Source organism: Gottfriedia sp. NPDC057948 (genome assembly GCF_042887255.1).
In the GTDB taxonomy this organism is placed as follows: Bacteria; Bacillota; Bacilli; order Bacillales; family Bacillaceae_G; genus Gottfriedia.
The window spans coordinates 174097-190794 of sequence record NZ_JBHVPN010000005.1 but is presented as its reverse complement, the minus strand read 5'-3'; the positions used below and the strand labels follow the sequence as shown (position 1 = coordinate 190794).

Here is a 16698-nt window from a genome sequence, read left to right as displayed (position 1 = left end):
TAAAGGGGTGACGATAAGGGGTTCCTAAAAGGTAGTTCATATAAAAAACTGTTTGATTATGAGGAGGAAATATTAATGAAAAAGTCATGGTTTACGAAATCAATCGTTTTATCCGTTGGTCTTTCGACGATTCTTGCTGGATGTTCAAGTGATAAAAGTGCATCAGAAGAAACTAAAAAAGTGAATGTGAAAATAAATTCTACTGGACTACCGATTGTTGATAAAACAGTTAAACTTAATTTTGTGTCACCGAAATCACCTTTAGCTCCTAATTTTGCCGATATGACCATTTTTAAAGAACTTCAAAAAACAACCAATGTTCAAATTAAATGGAATAACATTCCCGGTGATGGTTATCAAGAAAAGAAAAACTTATTACTTGCAAGTGGAGATCTTCCAGATGCCTTTTATAATTCAGGTTTTAGCGATTTGGATATTGAGAAATATGCAAAGGATGGTACCATTATACCTTTAGATAACCTAATAGATAAATATATGCCAAACTTAAAGAAAAGACTCGAAGAAAGACCTGAATTAAGGCGGGTCATTACAGCTCCAGATGGACATATTTATTCTTTGCCTAGAGCAGAAGAGATGGACTTAGTTGGACTGCCTAACACGATGTATATCAATAAAAAGTGGCTAGATAAGCTAGGGTTAAAATTGCCAACAACGCTTGAAGAGTATCATGATGTTTTGAAAGCATTTCAAGATAAAGATGCAAACGGAAATGGTAAAAAAGATGAGATTGGTTTAACTTACTTATTCAACGGATGGACTGGAAACTTCGGTGATATGATTGCACCTTTCGGCGTTCCTGATAACAACGACCACCGTATCGTCCGTGATGGAAAAGTAATCTTTACTGCTGTTCAACCAGAATATAAAGAAGCTATTCAGTATTACCATAAATGGGTGAAGGAAGGATTAATTGATCCAGAAGCAACCACACAAGATATGGCAAAGATGTTTGCAAAAGGGAAAACAAAAGATGAGACATTAGGTTCCTTCATTTGGTGGGAAAATACAGAAATGGTCGGCACTGATCGTCAAAATGATTATGTAGTCTTACCACCGCTTGTAGGTCCAAAAGGAAAACCAATCGTAGGACGCTCAAATTATTCTGAGTATGGTCGTGATGCATTTGTTATTACAAAAGCAAATATGTATCCAGAAATTACTTCAAGATGGGTAGACCAATTATATGCTCCGAAAGAATCTGCTCAAGTGAACTGGGGTCCTATTGGTGAGATTTATAAAGAGGACAGTAACGGTATGTTAGTAAATAAAGAATTACCTGCTGGAGAAGCAATGGGCGAGTACCGTCAAAAAGTGGCTCCTGGCGGTCCATTCATCGTTTTAAAACAAGACTTTGGTAAAGTGGTCGATATGGAATCACGTGCTAAAGAACGTCTGCAAATTCTGGATAAATACTATCGTCCTTACGAAGAAAAAGAGAATTATCCGCAAGTTTTCTTTAGTGAAGAAGATTCACAAAGAATTAATCAGATTCAAACGGATATTACCCAATTTGTTAACCAAAAGCAAGCGCATTGGTTACAGGATGGTGGAATTGAAAAAGATTGGAAAAGCTATATAAAACAATTAGATCAAATGGGTCTTCCTGAATTGATGAAATTGTACCAAAAGGGATTAGACGATTTTAATAAAACTAGTAAATAACCATTCCATTTCTAAAAATAAGGCAGAACATATTGGTGTAGCCTAATAGTCTGCCTTATTTTTTATATCAAACTACTAAAGAGTTAGGTGAAAAAGAATGTACGATATTACAGCTCTAGGAGAGTTACTTATTGATTTTACCCCCTCTGGATTCCAGCAAAGCGGAAAAATTTTGTTTGAACAAAATCCTGGTGGGGCTCCTGCTAACGTTTTAGCAGCTTTATCTAAATTGCAAAAAAAGACTGCATTTATCGGGAAAATTGGAAATGATCAATTTGGTTTATTTCTAAAAAATGTATTGGATCAAATAAATATAGATACTTCTGGGCTAGTTTTCTCAGAAAATACAAAAACAACTTTAGCATTTGTCCATTTAGATGGTAAGGGTGATCGAACGTTCAGCTTTTATCGTAACCCTGGAGCTGATACCACATTATCCATAGAAGATGTTGATTTTGGTTTGATAAAAAATTCTAAAATTTTTCACTTTGGATCTCTCTCTATGACTCATAATCCTGCTGCTGAGGCCACTCTCGCTGCCGTTGCTTTTGCAAAAGTAAATGGAGTTATTATTTCTTTCGATCCTAATTTAAGAGAATCGTTATGGAATAGTTTAGACCGTGCTAAAGAAATGATGTATAAAGGACTTGAATATGCTGATATGGTAAAAATTTCTGAAGAGGAACTAGTTTTTCTTACTGGTGTTAGAGATCTTGAAGAAGGCACTCGAATTTTAAGTAACACATACAATGTTCCCTTGATTTTTATCACTTTAGGTGAAAATGGCAGTTACTTTAGACTTGGAGAAAAAATAGGTTATGTACCGGGATTTGTAGTGGACGTTCAAGATACTACAGGAGCAGGAGACGGGTTCCTTGGAGGAGTTCTTTATAAGATCCTTCAAAAAGAATGCCAGATTGATAGTTTAACATTCAAAGACTTAGAAGAAATAGCGTCTTTCGGAAATGCTGTAGGCGCATTAGCTACAACAAAAAAAGGTGCTATTGGTAGTATGCCTACTCTCGACGAAATTTATACATTAAGCAACTCAAGGTAAGTAACAAAGGAGAACCTTAACAATGAAAATAGAAGAACATAAAACATCCAGTTCAGAAAAATATTACTTAGAACTTCATAGACCACAGTTCCATTTCACACCAGAAGCCAATTGGATGAATGATCCTAACGGAATGGTTTATTATGAGGGAGAATACCATCTTTTTTATCAGTACCATCCACATGATACGATATGGGGCCCGATGCATTGGGGACATGCTGTAAGTAAGGATTTAATTCATTGGGAGCACTTGCCAATAGCTTTGTCCCCGGATGAAAATGGGGCTATATTTTCTGGCAGTGCTGTTGTAGATTGGCATGATTCAACTGAATTTTTTAATGGTGAATCTGGGCTTGTTGCCATTTTTACGCATTCAGACCAATATCCGGGTTCAGACCGTCCTAGACAAAGACAAAGTCTAGCTTACAGTACTGATAAAGGGCGAACTTGGAACATGTATAAGGGAAACCCAATCTTATCAGACATAAAAATCACAGATTTCCGTGATCCCAAAGTGTTTTGGCATGAAAATACTAAAACGTGGATCATGATTCTTGCAGCAAGTAATCATGTCAGGATTTATACCTCGCAAAATTTAAAAACATGGGAATTTGCAAGTGAATTTGGTAGTAAATCAGGTTCTCATGCAGGTGTTTGGGAATGTCCTGACCTATTTGAATTACCGGCTGACGGAAAAAATGAAAATAAAAAATGGGTAATGATAGTTAGTATAGGAAATGAAGCCGCATATGCAGAAGGTTCTAGAACTCAATATTTTATAGGAGATTTTGATGGTTCAACTTTTACAAATGATAATCCAGAAGAAATGATCTTATGGCTTGATCATGGAAGAGATAACTATGCAGGAGTCACTTGGTCAGATGTACCTGCTAAGGATGGGCGACGTATTTTTATAGGTTGGATGAGTAACTGGAAATATGCAAATGAAACTCCAACAAAAGTTTGGAGAAGTGCAATGACACTTCCTCGCGAATTAAAACTCGTAACGACAAATGATGGTGCGCGGTTATCTCAAACTCCAATTACGGAATTAGAGTCTCTTCGAGAGGGAAATACAAAATTGGAAAATAGCATTATTAATGAAAACGCAGCTAGTGTGCTTTCGAATTTAAAGGGTAAAGCGTTTGAATTAAGAGCGGAATTTGAGTTGGATACAGCATCTGAATTCGGTTTTAAGGTACGAATGTCAAAAGATGAGAAAACCATAATTGGATATAATGTAAATGAGAAAAAGTTATTTATTGATCGACAGAGTTCTGGGGAAGCATCATTTAATTCATTTTTTGCATGTAATCACTCTGCAATTTTAGAACCAATACAAAATCGAATAAAAATGCTTATTTTTGTTGATTGGTCTTCCGTTGAGGTATTTGCAAATAATGGAGAATTGGTAATGACTGATTTAATTTTCCCAGATAGTAATAGCCAAGGTTTAGAAGTATTTGCTGTTGATGGCAATGTCAAACTAACATCTCTAGATTTTTACGATTTAAAATCATGTTGGCGCAAAAAATAATAAAACCATTATAATTTTGAATGGAATTTTTTGTGAAAAAAATCAATCTGTTCTTAAAAAAGGGGAAATACAATGAATATCCTTAATAGTAGATTTTTGCAATTTGCCGAAAAAATAGTTGACCTATTCTTATTAAATATATTATGGCTGATAATGTGTATCCCTGTTATAACAATTTTTCCGGCAACAGTATCCATGTATGGTGTAATAAGAAAGTGGACAATGGGGAAAGAAACGAATGGGGTTTTCCGTACTTTTTTATTGTTATTTAGAGAATGTTTTTTGCAAAGTTTTGGACTTTCTGTATTATGGGTAACCCTAGGTTTTTTTATCTATATAGACTTTCGCATATTACATTTTGATGGTTCATTGATGCATCTTATATTGCTGGGTATTCTTTGCTTATTATCTCTATTTTTCATATCAATTACTGTTTATCTTTTTCCTATTATGGCTCACTTTGATACAAATTGGAAAAATGTAATTAAAAATTCAATAACGTTAGTAACCAGATATCCTTTGTTAACCATCTTATTAATAATGATTTCTTTCATATCATTGTATCTAGTTTATTTGCTTCCCCTATTCATTTTTATATTAGGTAGTGTTACTGCTTATTTCTCATATACCATTTGCCATAAATTATTTTTAGGTATTAAGAAGAATTAACCGTAGTTATAGCTGATTTTTAATGGAGCCTTCAAGAAGCGGAGTATGTAAGAAGAAGAGCTTCATTTGCGTACGAGAAAATAGAAAATTGATAATTTCTTATTTCAACTAAACCAGCTAATCGTGAACTTATCAAAATTCGTGCTTCACAAATAAATGGTTGTGCTTTTTTCCTTGATATGCATACATCTGAAGCGAGAGAAATAGGAGAAATGGAACAACGTTTATATTGTATTAGTGCATGGAGAGATTGCGATTTTTACACAGATGTGGAAAAAGCAGCTTTAGAGTTAACTGAGCATAATACAGAAATTTCGAATAAAGGTGTATCTGAAGAAATATATAATCGTGTATGTAAACACTTTAGCGAAGAAGAATACGTAAATCTTGTATTCATAATCAATCAAATTAACAGTTGGAATCGTATTTCTATTTCTATGGGGAATAGACCAGCTGAAAAATAATATCTTAATAAAATTTAAAAAATAAAAATGAGCCGAAGATTGGCTCATTTTTTTAATGAAATTTTCAATTCTTATTAAAATTTTGTACTTTTATAACATCGCTTTTTATTAATTGTTTATTAGAATAAATTTTAATAGTGTAAAGATCATGATTATTTTTAATATAATTTTTTTGATCCATTGTCATGTTTAAAGTAGCAATGGAGCTAGATAAACTAAAATTGGCTCTTCCATTATTGATTTTGTAACTTTGATTATGATTGATTTCTTCAATATTGACTCCAAATATTGATTGGACTTTTTTAGGTAGTAGGATTTCTATTTGAGCATTTTCTATATCGTTTTTATAACGTTCTGGTACTGATACGACTAAATAATATTCAACTCCATAAAGTAATTGATTATCCACAGAATCTTTGATCTCATAATATCTTTTGGATAATGATTCAATTTTTGGCTCAATTTCTTTAGAAGATAGTGAAACATGCTTATCTAAATTTTTAGACAAGGTACCAGTATTAAATAAAAACAAGGTAGTTAATAAAATTGCAGTAAATGAAAAAATCAGAGTTAATATCTTTATGGATCTCATTTTAATCCTCCATTTAATTCGATAAATAAATAGTGATTATTATTCATGTTTAGTTACTTTAATCTTACTTTAAACTTATTCTTTAAATGTTAATATTTTCCTTTTAATGAGTGAGGTTGTTTTTTAATACTGAAAATAAAAAAAGGCTGCCAATAAGTCATAAATCCCGACTTATTGGACAGCCCTTACATTTTACTTTATTAGATTATTTTAAAGGTCCGCCAAGTTCAGCTAATTGAGCATCAAAGCCTTCAAACTTTTTGAAGTTTTCTTTGAATTTAGTTACTAATTCAAGAGCTTTTTGATCATAAGCTGATTTATCTTCCCAAGTTGTTGAAGGGACTAATACGCTATCAGGTACACCAGGTACATGAGTTGGAATTGCTAAACCGAAAAACTCATCTTGAGTAGTTTCAATGTTGTTTAAATCACCTTCAAGTGCAGCGTGAACCATTGCTCTTGTGTAAGATAGATTCATACGTTTACCTACGCCGTATTCTCCACCAGTCCAACCAGTGTTTACTAAGAATACATTTACATTATGCTTTTCAATTTTTTCACCAAGCATTTTTGCATATTCTACAGCTGGAAGCGGTAAGAATGGTGATCCGAAACATGTTGAGAATGTTACTTGTGGAGAAGTAACACCACGCTCAGTACCTGCTAATTTACTAGTAAATCCACTTAAGAAGTGGTACATAGCTTGCTCTTTTGTTAATTTACTGATTGGAGGTAATACTCCAAATGCATCAGCAGTTAAAAAGATAATTGCATGCGGATGACCAGCAACACTTGGCTCAATGATATTTTGAATTGCTTGCATTGGGTATGCAGCACGAGTATTTTCTGTTAAAGTTGTATCATCATAGTCAGCTAAACGGCTATCAGATTTAACAACAACATTTTCTAACACTGTACCAAATTTAATTGCAGAGAAAATTTGTGGCTCTTTTTCAAATGTTAAATTGCTACATTTAGCGTAGCAACCGCCTTCAATATTGAATACACCATTATCTGACCAGCCGTGCTCATCATCACCGATTAACTTACGGTCTGCATCAGCAGATAATGTAGTTTTACCAGTTCCTGAAAGTCCAAAGAATAATGCTACATCGCCTTCGCTACCTACGTTAGCAGAACAGTGCATTGGTAAAACATTATTTTGTGGTAATAGGAAATTCATGATTGAGAAAATAGATTTTTTCATTTCTCCAGCATATTCCGTACCACCAATTAAGATAATTTTCTTTTCAAATGATACAATAACAAATGCCTCTGAATTTGTTCCATCAACTACTGGGTCTGCTTTAAATGTTGGAGCAGAAACAATTGTAAATTCTGCTTCATGAGTTTGAAGCTCTTGCTCAGTTGGGCGAATAAATAATTGATGAGCAAATAAGTTGTGCCATGCAAATTCGTTAATTACTTGGATTGGTAAACGATACTCCGTGTCAGCACCAGCAAATCCTTTAAATAAGAATAATTCGTTACGATCTTTTAAGTAATTAAGTACTTTGCTATATAATTTTTCGAATACGTCAGCAGAGATTGGTTGATTTACTGAACCCCAATCGATTAAATTTTCAACAGATGCCTCTTGAACAATAAATTTATCTTTAGGTGAACGTCCAGTATATTTGCCTGTTGAAACGCTAACTGCTCCTGTTGACGTTAAAATTCCTTCTTGTCTTGTTAGGACTTTTTCAACTAACTCAGAAACGCTTAGTTGGTTATACACTTGATTACTAGTAAGTAATTCGTTTAATTCAAAGTTTACATCAACTGTCTTCATATACTAATACCATCCTTTAAATATAATTTGTCTGCCATGTAGGTATCTCGATAAATAGTATAACACATTTATTTTAATAGTGTATACTATTAGTTGGCAAAATGTGTTATGAATTTGATTAAAAAATAAATTTGAGTAAACTTTACTTATCAAATGATGTAAGTTATTAAATGTAAGTATAATAATTAGTAATTTCCCATTAAATAGAAATGAATGTAGAGATAAAGTTATTGTAGAATTATGTTTAAGTTATGATGAAAATTGTTGACAAGAAAGTGAAATTTTAATATGATACTTTTCATACGGATACTCTCTTATCCCGAGTAGGTGGAGGGATACAGGCCCTACGAAGCCCAGCAACCTCACTTTTAGTGAAAGGTGCTGAACCTGATGCAAGACTTTTTTATGTCTTGGACGATAAGAGCGAAAGGCAAATAACCAAGAACCCTTTCCTCATGTAATATTTGATAAGAGGAAGGCTTTTTTTTTGCTCAAAACTTAAATACAGTGGCAATTTCGTAATTTACACTGAGTTATCTTTATCTTAAATGGGAAACATAGGAATAGGAACAAACTTTTTATTCTTATGTTGAGAAAAAAGAGATCCGTCACATTCAATTTAGGAGGGGACTCAATGTCACAACGTCGTTTATTTACTTCAGAATCAGTTACAGAAGGACATCCAGATAAAATCTGTGACCAAATCTCAGATTCAATTCTTGATGCAATTTTAGCAAATGATCCGAATGCTCGTGTAGCAGCGGAAACTTCAGTTACAACAGGTTTAGTACTTGTTGCAGGTGAAATTACAACTTCTACTTATGTAGATATCCCAAAAATCGTTCGCGAAACAATCCGTGAAATCGGTTATGACCGTGCAAAATACGGATTTGATGCAGATACATGTGCAGTTTTAACTTCTATCGATGAGCAATCAGCAGATATCGCTCTAGGTGTAGACCAAGCGTTAGAAGCTCGTGAAGGTAGCATGACAGATGAAGAAATTGAAGCAATCGGTGCAGGAGACCAAGGTTTAATGTTCGGTTTTGCTGTTAATGAAACACCTGAATTAATGCCACTTCCAATTTCATTATCTCACAAAATTGCTCGCCGTTTAACTGAAGTTAGAAAAAATGAAACAGTTTCTTACTTACGTCCAGACGGAAAAACTCAAGTAACAGTTGAGTATGATGAGAACAACAAACCAGTTCGTATTGATGCAATTGTTGTATCAACACAACATGGTCCAGAAGCTACTCAAGCTCAAATTGAAAATGATATTAAAGAACTTGTAATTAAACCAGTGGTACCAGCTGAGTTAATTGATGAAAACACAAAATTCTTTATCAACCCAACAGGTCGTTTCGTTATCGGTGGACCTCAAGGGGATGCTGGTTTAACAGGTCGTAAAATTATTGTTGATACTTACGGTGGATATGCTCGTCACGGTGGTGGCGCATTCTCTGGTAAAGATGCAACTAAAGTTGACCGTTCTGCTGCTTACGCTGCACGTTACGTTGCGAAAAACATCGTAGCTGCTGGCTTAGCTGATAAAGCTGAAGTTCAATTAGCATATGCAATTGGTGTAGCTAAACCAGTTTCAATCGCTATTGATACTTTTGGTACAGGTAAAGTTTCAGAAGAAAAATTAGTTGAAGTAATTCGCAACAACTTCGACCTACGTCCAGCTGGAATTATTAAAATGCTTGACCTACGTCGTCCAATTTACAAACAAACTGCTGCTTATGGTCACTTTGGCCGTACAGATATCGATCTTCCTTGGGAGCGTACTGATAAAGCAGAAGTTTTAAAAACTGATGCAGGTCTATAATAAATGATTAAGGCTGAATATGGCATATGCTATATTCAGTCTTTTTTGTTTAGTTAGATGCACACTGTTTTTTCTACATATAGGTATACTTAAAAATCATTTTTCATAGGTTTAAATGACTCAATTAAAGTTTGTAATGGAGGAACCTATGAAAGCGATTATATGTACAAAATATGGTCCACCAGAAGTTCTTCAAATAACAGAAGTTGAAAAACCAAAAATAAAAGATGATGAGGTATTAATTAAAATACACGCAACAACTGTAACCGCAGGAGATGTAAAACTTCGAAGCTCCGATTTTCCTTTTATGTATTGGCTACCTTCACGACTTATGTTTGGCCTCACTAAGCCGAAAAATCAAATACCAGGTTGTGAGCTTGCTGGAGAAATAGTCACAGTTGGCAAAAACGTAAGAAATTTTAAAACAGGTGATCAAGTTTTTGGATATAGTGGATTTACTTTTGGAGCTAATGCTGAATATATCTCTTTACATAAAGAAGGTGTTCTAGCTAAAAAACCAATAAATATGTCCTTTGAGCAAGCTGCAGCTGTACCTGTTGGGGCGCTTACTGCATTACACTTTCTAAGGAGAAGTATTATTCAAAATGGACAAAAAGTACTTATTTATGGTGCTTCAGGAAGTGTTGGAACATATGCAATTCAGTTAGCTAAATATTTTGGTACAGAAGTTACCGCATTATGTAGTACATCAAATTTAGAATTGGTAAGGGCTTTAGGCGCAAATGAAGTAATTGATTATACAAATAAAGATTTTGCTAAGAGTAAGAAAACTTATGACATTATTTTTGATACGGTAGGAAAGAGCTCCTTTTCAAATTGTAAAAGATTGCTTAACAAAGATGGCGTTTATTTATTAAGTGCTGTATGGAAGCTTTCAGTTTATTTTCAAGCAATATGGAGTAATTTGATTAGTGATAAAAAAGCTATTTTTGGTGTAGCAAATATGAACAATGAAGATTTAAATTATATAAAAGCACTTATTGAAGAGGATAAGTTAAAAACTGTTATTGATCGACAGTACCCGCTTGATCAAATTGTTGAAGCACATCGTTACGTAGAAAAAGGGCATAAGAAGGGGAATGTTGTTATTAACATTCGAGGAATTTCAGACTGTTGACAAACGCTCGCTTTCTTCGTTAAACGCCTGCTTGTTCCGTGCTCATTACCATTTTCGGTAACACTGCGCCTCGAAAGCCTACACAAAGAAATCCCTCAAAATGACCTTTTGAGGGATTTTTTTTATAGATTTTCATTTTGCTGTCTGATTTCTTCTCCAGCTAACATTATATTAGTCGTTTCAATTTTACGGTGCTCATCCACAGAATGCCCTGGATCGAGATTATTAAGGTCTGCTTGTATTTTCATTTGCTCTTCGTTTATGAGGGGTTTATTTTTTTTACTCAATTATATTACCTCCATATAAATAGTAGAAAGTCGATGAAATTCATCGTTGTTTTAGTCTTAACGAATTGACTAACTTCATTCAACTTTATGGAAGTAATTGATTTACTCGCTTAATTCATTAATTAATTTTTGAAAGGTGAGATAAGAAGGCTTAATAGTATAATCATCCTTCATAATTCCAAATTGATGAAATAGGTCGTCTTTTGAACTATCAGCATCCCTTAAACCAAAAAATTCATAATGAGTGATATTTAGTTCCTGACGCAATGAATAGACTGTTCGAATAATTTTCTCAAGTACGATTGATTGTTGCTCATATGACCTTTCAATTTGTATAAACGGATTTTTCCCGGTTGGCCATCCATTCTCTGTAATGTGAATTGGAAGAGTGGAAGGGAAACCATTACTATTCAATGTTTCTCGAAATTTGCGTAGTATGTTTTCTACTGAAACAGCAACTTCCTCAATTTTTAATGGTTCCTCAAATACATCCACATAAAAATTATGGCCTACATAATCAATTGAATGAATTAATTCGTCCCCACCAATTTTCATTAGATTTTCCCAAAAATGTGGAATCGTCTTTTCACCCTCAGGAACCGAGCCAAATCCAATTTTAATAGGTAAATTGCTTTTTTCAATTTCTTCTTTTACAGTTAGAACGCCTTGTACAAGCGCTTCTAATACATATGGTTTGGATCCATCCATAAACGATAAATTAGGCTCATTCGTTATTTGAATTGAATCAATGAAAATTCCATATTCTTTAATTACTTTACGAACAAAATTCAACCAATAATCCAATGACAGGCTTGGATCCATAAGGCAGCCAATTGTTAAATCACCTAATAAACCTGCTTTTTTATATCGATTTAGAGCGTTAAATACTTTTTCTTCTGTTTCTGGTCCCATATAGACAGCATACATTCTTGGTAAAAGCTGATTAGCATTACCCTTTAGCTCTTTAAGAGCAGATGATATTTTTTTATAATTATCATCGGGACCTGTAGCTAATCCTATAGGAGTACCAGCTAAGCTAAGTGGATAGATACCAAAAGTTAATCCAGTTGAATTCATCTACATCACCCCTTCATTTAAATAGTAAATAAATATTTACTTATTAAATTGGTTTTATTTATTTAAATATGATAATATCGAATTATATCTCGGGTAAATAATAAACTTTTATTTACCATATGTCAATTTATAAATTTTTTCCTAGAAAGGTTTGTAATAAAATGAATTCAAATCCAAATCAAATTGCAGAGAAGTTTATTCAACTACTTCCTCTAGTTTTTAATAAGTTTAACAAGCCGGGCTCAAAAAACTATTTAAAGAATAAGCAGTCCGAGTTAACGCATTTACAAAGTCATATACTAGAAGAATTGTTTCAAACAGCAGATGGAATCTCAATTACAGAGCTAGCTCAAAATATAAGCATTTCTAAACAGCAAATGACTCCATTAATTATGAAATTAGAAGAAAAAGAATATGTATCTAAAATTCAGGATCTGAATGATAAACGAAGTGTAAAAATTATACTTACTGAAAAAGGAAAAAAAGTTGTCACAAAACGATGGGAAGATTTTTATCATATTTTTTGTGAACGGATTGGACAACTTGATGAGGAGGACTTGCTTGATTTAGATTATTCAATGCACAAGATCATAAGAATACTTGGCAAATTAGAATAGAGAATATATCGAAGGGGAGTAATCTTGATGACTCCTCGGTTTGTTAAATTATGGAAACGCTTGAACAAAACTTACTAATCATTTATTATGTTTTAATATAACAACATACAAAACTTGTATAACCTCATTGATATGGTATGAGGGTCTCTACCAGGAACCGTAAAATCCTGATTACGAAAAAGAATGTAATTTTATTTACATCCTTCTTCGTAATCAGGATTTTTTTTATTTTCAAACAATTTTAAAGAGGATTAGGGAGGAAAAATAATGAAAACAGTCTATATAAATGCAACATTTTTTACAATGGATCAAGAAAATAAAATCTTTGAAAACGGTATGATGATCGTTCAAGATCAATTCATTACTTATGTCGGAAATCATTCTGAAGAGTTAGTTAAGGATGCGGATCAAGTAGTTAATCTTCAAGGGAAATGGGTAATGCCAGGACTTGTAAATACACATTCTCACATTCTTATGACGCTTTTACGTGGTATTGGTGATGACATGCTGTTAAAGCCTTGGTTAGAAACTAAAATATGGCCAATCGAAAGACAATATACAACTGAAATTGCTTCTGTAAGTGCACAGCTTGGAATTTTAGAAATGGTTAAGTCGGGAACTACAGCATTCTCAGATATGTTTAACCCTAATGGAATCGATCCAAATGTTGTCATGGAGACAATTGGTGAAACTGGCATTAGAGGAGCATTTTCATATTCAATATTTAGCTTTGGAACAGAAGAAGAGCAAAGATTGAATCTTAAAGGTGCTGAGCAATTTTCAAAAGACTACAAAAGATTTGCTGATGGCCGTCTAACAACGATGGTTGCACCACATAGTCCATATGCATGTACGCCAGAAGCTTTAATTGAAAGTGCACGTATTGCAAAAGAAAATGATTTAATGATGCACATTCATGTATCTGAAACAGATTATGAAATTCAAGATATTGAAACTCGTTATTCTAACCGACCTGTCGAACATCTTCGCCAATTAGGTGTATTTAATCAGCCGACAGTAATGGCTCACGGTGTAGTTCTAAATGATGAAGAAAGAGCGATTCTAAAAGAATATGATGTACGAGTTGCTCATAATCCAATTAGTAATTTAAAGTTAGGTTCTGGGGTTGCTGATGTGGTTAGTTTATTAGACGCTGGAGTAAAAGTAGGTATAGCTACGGATAGCACAGCATCTAATAACAATCTTGACATGTTTGAAGAAGTGAGAATAGCTGCACTGCTACAAAAAGGAATGTATAAAGATGCTACGAAATTCTCAGCACAAACTGCATTAACTTTGGCTACTCGAGGTGGCGCAGAAGCGATAGGAATGGGACATACTGGCTCACTTGAAGCTAATAAAAAGGCAGACTTTATTACAATTTATCCATATGATAAAGAGCATTTACAACCATTAAGTAATGCCTATTCACATTTACTATACGCTGCACGTGGTAGCGATGTATGTGATGTTTTCATTGATGGGAAAGCAATTGTAAAAGACCGTATTAGTTTAACAATTGATGAAGAAAAAGTAATCGCAGAAGTAAATCGATTACAGAGTAGATTTGCTTAAAAGCAAGATACAAAGAAGAGCAGGAAAAGATATTCCTGCTCTTTCTATTTTAAAAATATCGTTCATTAATGATTTTTAAATGATGTAACTCATGGCCTGCAATAATATAAGCAATAGCACGAGGTGTCGTTGGGTGATTTAGAACATTTCCCTCATTTTCTAACGTTTCATTAGATAAGTTTTCTAGCAAAGATAAAGTTGCTTGACGAACAGTTTGATATTCATAAATAATTTGCTCTAGCTTTAGTCGATTAAAATTTGCATTTTCATTATAGGCATTCTCATCAAAAGATGGTAAAGGATTGTAATCCCCTCTTGCAATTGCCAAAAGACGATAGCACATTATTCTTTCAGTATCTACTAAATGTCCAAGAACTTCCTTAATACTCCATTTTCCTTCCGCGTATCGATATTCAGATTTTACTTTCGAGAGAGCTTTAAAAAAATTCATTGATTCCTCTAATTGCTTCTTCAATATAGTCTGTAAGTCCCCTTCAGGAACTAGCTGAATATAACCTTTAAAGTGTGGATTATATTCGTTTGAATTTGGTCTGGACATCAATTAATCACTCCAAAGTTTTTATTTAAGATTCAAAGAGTAAGTAGTACAATAAAGAAATTATAACGAATGGCAAAATTTTGTAAATAGAAGTTTGAAAAATAAAAATATTATTAAAATATTAAGGATGATTAATATGAATATTCAGCTGGAGGAACGTTTTACGCAATTTGCAAAAAATGAATGTGAAAATTCTAGTAGAGATTCAATTCTATGTATTTTTCATACACATGTTGCAAATCAAATTCCAGTTGATGGAAAACAAAGTTTATTAAAAACTATAGAAGTTATTAGTGAAAATAGAGATGTGTTTCATCTATATAACAATATTTGGGATCGAATGCTACATCTTGACTATTATATTGATGGGGTAAAGCATGAAGAAGTTATTGGTGAAACAGAAGGTCATGGGAAATGGTTTGAATGGAGGATTTAGAAAAACATTAATAAATCGCAATGAAATGAGGGAGAAAATGGAGATAAAAGGGATCAATCATTTGTTGTTTTCGGTATCTAAGCTTGATTTAGCGATCGACTTCTATAGAGATGTATTTGATGCAACTCTTTTAGTGAAAGGTACAACAACAGCCTATTTTGATTTGAATGGAATGTGGCTGGCATTAAATGAAGAGAAAGCTATTCCTAGAAATGAAATTCATCATTCATATACCCATTTGGCTTTTACAATAGACGAAGACTCTTTTGAAAAAATGTATGATAAATTAGTTAAACTTAAGGTGAATATATTGAATGGTCGTGACAGAGATAAACGAGATAAAAATTCAATTTATTTTACTGATCCAGATGGACATAAATTCGAATTTCATACTGGTACCATGCGAGATCGGATTGAATATTATAAGCAAACAAAGCCACATATGGATTTTTATATTTAGTTATTGGATAGAAAGTTTAAATAAACTTTCTACGAAAAAATATCTTGAATTAAAGATATTTTTTGATACAATATAGTTAAGAGCTCGGTAAGGTGATTTAGAAACTATCGTATTAATCAGATGGATTAATACGATAGTTAGGTAGGTAATTCTTTAATAAGTATCTCGAATTAAAGATAAAAGTAAAAGGAGCGATAAACTATGTTCGAAAAAATCAATAGTAAACAATTAGGTCACGCTGATCACGGTTGGTTAAAAACCATTCATCATTTTTCATTTGCAAATTATTATGATCCAAGTAATATGAACTTTGGTGTATTAAGAGTATTAAATGATGATTTAATTAAAGCGCACAGAGGATTCGGTACTCATCCACATAGTGATATGGAAATCATAACATATGTCATTAATGGGAATTTAACTCACGCTGATAGTATGGGGAATAAACATGAAATTGGACGTGGTGATATTCAGTACATGAGTGCAGGAACGGGTGTGTATCACAGTGAACACAATATGGGCAGGGATTTATTAAGATTAATTCAATTATGGATTATTCCTGACAAGGCAGGTCATACTCCAAATTACGGAGACTTAATATCAGATTGGGAAGAGAGAGAAGGAAAATGGTATCATATGGTATCTCCTGTTGAAGGAAGTGCCCCAATTAAAATTCACCAAGATGCAAATATTTACTCGCTTACATTAAATGAAAATGAAGAAATTACTTTTGAAATGAAAAAGGATCGCCAAGCGTATTTAGTCTTATTAGAAGGAAATGCCATTGTGAATGGAGAACTAATGGAAGCTAGTGATGCTGCAAAAGTAATTGAAGAAGATATTAAAATAAAATCAAAAGATTTTTCACATTATTTAGTAGTAGAAATGAAAAAATAATAGATGAAATGATCTAATTATGGGAGG

The 16698-nt window shown here is 33.3% G+C and carries 16 protein-coding genes, 1 pseudogene and 2 riboswitches; of the genes and pseudogenes, 12 read left to right on the top strand and 5 right to left on the bottom strand.

The genetic code is table 11. From position 1 onward, the window contains the following. The first annotated feature begins 75 nt into the window (after positions 1-75). From ACFVRR_RS11290 to ACFVRR_RS11270, 5 genes and pseudogenes are all read left to right on the top strand, one after another. Positions 76-1683 (top strand): ABC transporter substrate-binding protein, encoded by a 1608-nt coding sequence (locus ACFVRR_RS11290; protein WP_387328265.1) that lies wholly within the window; start codon positions 76-78, stop codon positions 1681-1683. Between the two features lie 97 nt (positions 1684-1780). Next, on the top strand, positions 1781-2740 hold the full coding sequence (locus tag ACFVRR_RS11285; RefSeq protein ID WP_387328262.1) for a carbohydrate kinase family protein: 960 nt from the start codon (positions 1781-1783) through the stop codon (positions 2738-2740). 22 nt (positions 2741-2762) lie between these two features. Then, positions 2763-4277 (top strand): glycoside hydrolase family 32 protein, encoded by a 1515-nt coding sequence (locus ACFVRR_RS11280; RefSeq protein ID WP_387328259.1) that lies wholly within the window; start codon positions 2763-2765, stop codon positions 4275-4277. A 72-nt stretch (positions 4278-4349) separates the two neighbouring features. After that, positions 4350-4946, top strand: a complete 597-nt coding sequence (locus ACFVRR_RS11275; protein ID WP_387328256.1) for a YesL family protein — start codon at positions 4350-4352, stop codon at positions 4944-4946. Positions 4947-5065: 119 nt separating this feature from the next. Then, positions 5066-5410: pseudogene (locus ACFVRR_RS11270) on the top strand (carboxymuconolactone decarboxylase family protein); the annotation flags it as partial. A gap of 64 nt (positions 5411-5474) precedes the next feature. Here ACFVRR_RS11270 and ACFVRR_RS11265 read toward each other — a convergent pair. Both ACFVRR_RS11265 and pckA read right to left on the bottom strand, forming a co-directional pair. Next, positions 5475-6002 (bottom strand): hypothetical protein, encoded by a 528-nt coding sequence (locus tag ACFVRR_RS11265; RefSeq protein WP_387328253.1) that lies wholly within the window; start codon positions 6000-6002, stop codon positions 5475-5477. Positions 6003-6207: 205 nt separating this feature from the next. Next, positions 6208-7794 carry a phosphoenolpyruvate carboxykinase (ATP) gene (gene pckA / locus ACFVRR_RS11260; RefSeq protein WP_387328250.1) on the bottom strand — a complete coding sequence of 529 codons (1587 nt, stop codon included), beginning with the start codon at positions 7792-7794 and terminating at the stop codon, positions 6208-6210. 311 nt (positions 7795-8105) lie between these two features. Beyond that, positions 8106-8218, top strand: a riboswitch (SAM riboswitch). Between the two features lie 210 nt (positions 8219-8428). On the opposite strand from pckA, the gene metK reads away from it, so the two are divergent. After that, the gene (metK, locus tag ACFVRR_RS11255) at positions 8429-9625 is read left to right on the top strand and encodes a methionine adenosyltransferase (RefSeq protein WP_387328247.1); all 1197 of its coding nucleotides are present in this window, start codon (positions 8429-8431) and stop codon (positions 9623-9625) included. A 148-nt stretch (positions 9626-9773) separates the two neighbouring features. Next, on the top strand, positions 9774-10763 hold the full coding sequence (locus ACFVRR_RS11250; RefSeq protein WP_387328243.1) for an NAD(P)-dependent alcohol dehydrogenase: 990 nt from the start codon (positions 9774-9776) through the stop codon (positions 10761-10763). Positions 10764-10885: 122 nt separating this feature from the next. Here the strand turns inward: ACFVRR_RS11250 and ACFVRR_RS11245 are convergent, their stop codons facing one another. Together ACFVRR_RS11245 and ACFVRR_RS11240 are read right to left on the bottom strand one after the other, a co-directional pair. After that, positions 10886-11050, bottom strand: coding sequence for a hypothetical protein (locus tag ACFVRR_RS11245; RefSeq protein ID WP_387328240.1), 165 nt, complete (start codon positions 11048-11050; stop codon positions 10886-10888). A gap of 102 nt (positions 11051-11152) precedes the next feature. After that, on the bottom strand, positions 11153-12127 hold the full coding sequence (locus ACFVRR_RS11240) for a hypothetical protein (RefSeq protein WP_387328237.1): 975 nt from the start codon (positions 12125-12127) through the stop codon (positions 11153-11155). Between the two features lie 161 nt (positions 12128-12288). Here ACFVRR_RS11240 and ACFVRR_RS11235 point away from each other — a divergent pair, with 161 nt between their 5' ends. Together ACFVRR_RS11235 and ACFVRR_RS11230 are read left to right on the top strand one after the other, a co-directional pair. After that, positions 12289-12744, top strand: a complete 456-nt coding sequence (locus ACFVRR_RS11235) for a MarR family winged helix-turn-helix transcriptional regulator (RefSeq protein WP_387328234.1) — start codon at positions 12289-12291, stop codon at positions 12742-12744. A gap of 94 nt (positions 12745-12838) precedes the next feature. After that, positions 12839-12938, top strand: a riboswitch (purine riboswitch). Positions 12939-13011: 73 nt separating this feature from the next. After that, positions 13012-14319: an amidohydrolase family protein gene (locus ACFVRR_RS11230; protein ID WP_387328231.1), complete on the top strand. Its 1308-nt coding sequence runs from the start codon at positions 13012-13014 to the stop codon at positions 14317-14319. A gap of 49 nt (positions 14320-14368) precedes the next feature. Here ACFVRR_RS11230 and ACFVRR_RS11225 read toward each other — a convergent pair whose 3' ends face one another. Further along, positions 14369-14878 (bottom strand): DinB family protein, encoded by a 510-nt coding sequence (locus tag ACFVRR_RS11225; protein WP_387328228.1) that lies wholly within the window; start codon positions 14876-14878, stop codon positions 14369-14371. A 136-nt stretch (positions 14879-15014) separates the two neighbouring features. Between ACFVRR_RS11225 and ACFVRR_RS11220 the strand changes: the two genes are divergently transcribed. The 3 genes from ACFVRR_RS11220 (at position 15015) to ACFVRR_RS11210 (ending at position 16671) form a co-directional block, all read left to right on the top strand. Beyond that, positions 15015-15314: a DUF2332 family protein gene (locus ACFVRR_RS11220; protein WP_387328225.1), complete on the top strand. Its 300-nt coding sequence runs from the start codon at positions 15015-15017 to the stop codon at positions 15312-15314. 37 nt (positions 15315-15351) lie between these two features. Then, positions 15352-15774, top strand: coding sequence for a metallothiol transferase FosB (fosB, locus tag ACFVRR_RS11215; RefSeq protein WP_387328345.1), 423 nt, complete (start codon positions 15352-15354; stop codon positions 15772-15774). A gap of 201 nt (positions 15775-15975) precedes the next feature. Continuing rightward, entirely contained in the window at positions 15976-16671 is a 696-nt protein-coding gene (locus ACFVRR_RS11210; RefSeq protein WP_387328222.1) for a pirin family protein, read from the top strand. The last annotated feature ends 27 nt before the right edge of the window (positions 16672-16698 follow it).

What these genes read in the sequence shown, in the direction of transcription:
- ACFVRR_RS11290 (WP_387328265.1), top strand. Translation starts at nt 76, where the DNA reads ATGAAAAAGTCATGGTTTACGAAATCAATCGTTTTATCCGTTGGTCTT.
- ACFVRR_RS11285 (WP_387328262.1), top strand. Translation starts at nt 1,781, where the DNA reads ATGTACGATATTACAGCTCTAGGAGAGTTACTTATTGATTTTACCCCC.
- ACFVRR_RS11280 (WP_387328259.1), top strand. Translation starts at nt 2,763, where the DNA reads ATGAAAATAGAAGAACATAAAACATCCAGTTCAGAAAAATATTACTTA.
- ACFVRR_RS11275 (WP_387328256.1), top strand. Translation starts at nt 4,350, where the DNA reads ATGAATATCCTTAATAGTAGATTTTTGCAATTTGCCGAAAAAATAGTT.
- ACFVRR_RS11265 (WP_387328253.1), bottom strand. Translation starts at nt 6,002, where the DNA reads ATGAGATCCATAAAGATATTAACTCTGATTTTTTCATTTACTGCAATT.
- pckA (WP_387328250.1), bottom strand. Translation starts at nt 7,794, where the DNA reads ATGAAGACAGTTGATGTAAACTTTGAATTAAACGAATTACTTACTAGT.
- metK (WP_387328247.1), top strand. Translation starts at nt 8,429, where the DNA reads ATGTCACAACGTCGTTTATTTACTTCAGAATCAGTTACAGAAGGACAT.
- ACFVRR_RS11250 (WP_387328243.1), top strand. Translation starts at nt 9,774, where the DNA reads ATGAAAGCGATTATATGTACAAAATATGGTCCACCAGAAGTTCTTCAA.
- ACFVRR_RS11240 (WP_387328237.1), bottom strand. Translation starts at nt 12,127, where the DNA reads ATGAATTCAACTGGATTAACTTTTGGTATCTATCCACTTAGCTTAGCT.
- ACFVRR_RS11235 (WP_387328234.1), top strand. Translation starts at nt 12,289, where the DNA reads ATGAATTCAAATCCAAATCAAATTGCAGAGAAGTTTATTCAACTACTT.
- ACFVRR_RS11230 (WP_387328231.1), top strand. Translation starts at nt 13,012, where the DNA reads ATGAAAACAGTCTATATAAATGCAACATTTTTTACAATGGATCAAGAA.
- ACFVRR_RS11225 (WP_387328228.1), bottom strand. Translation starts at nt 14,878, where the DNA reads ATGTCCAGACCAAATTCAAACGAATATAATCCACACTTTAAAGGTTAT.
- ACFVRR_RS11220 (WP_387328225.1), top strand. Translation starts at nt 15,015, where the DNA reads ATGAATATTCAGCTGGAGGAACGTTTTACGCAATTTGCAAAAAATGAA.
- fosB (WP_387328345.1), top strand. Translation starts at nt 15,352, where the DNA reads ATGGAGATAAAAGGGATCAATCATTTGTTGTTTTCGGTATCTAAGCTT.
- ACFVRR_RS11210 (WP_387328222.1), top strand. Translation starts at nt 15,976, where the DNA reads ATGTTCGAAAAAATCAATAGTAAACAATTAGGTCACGCTGATCACGGT.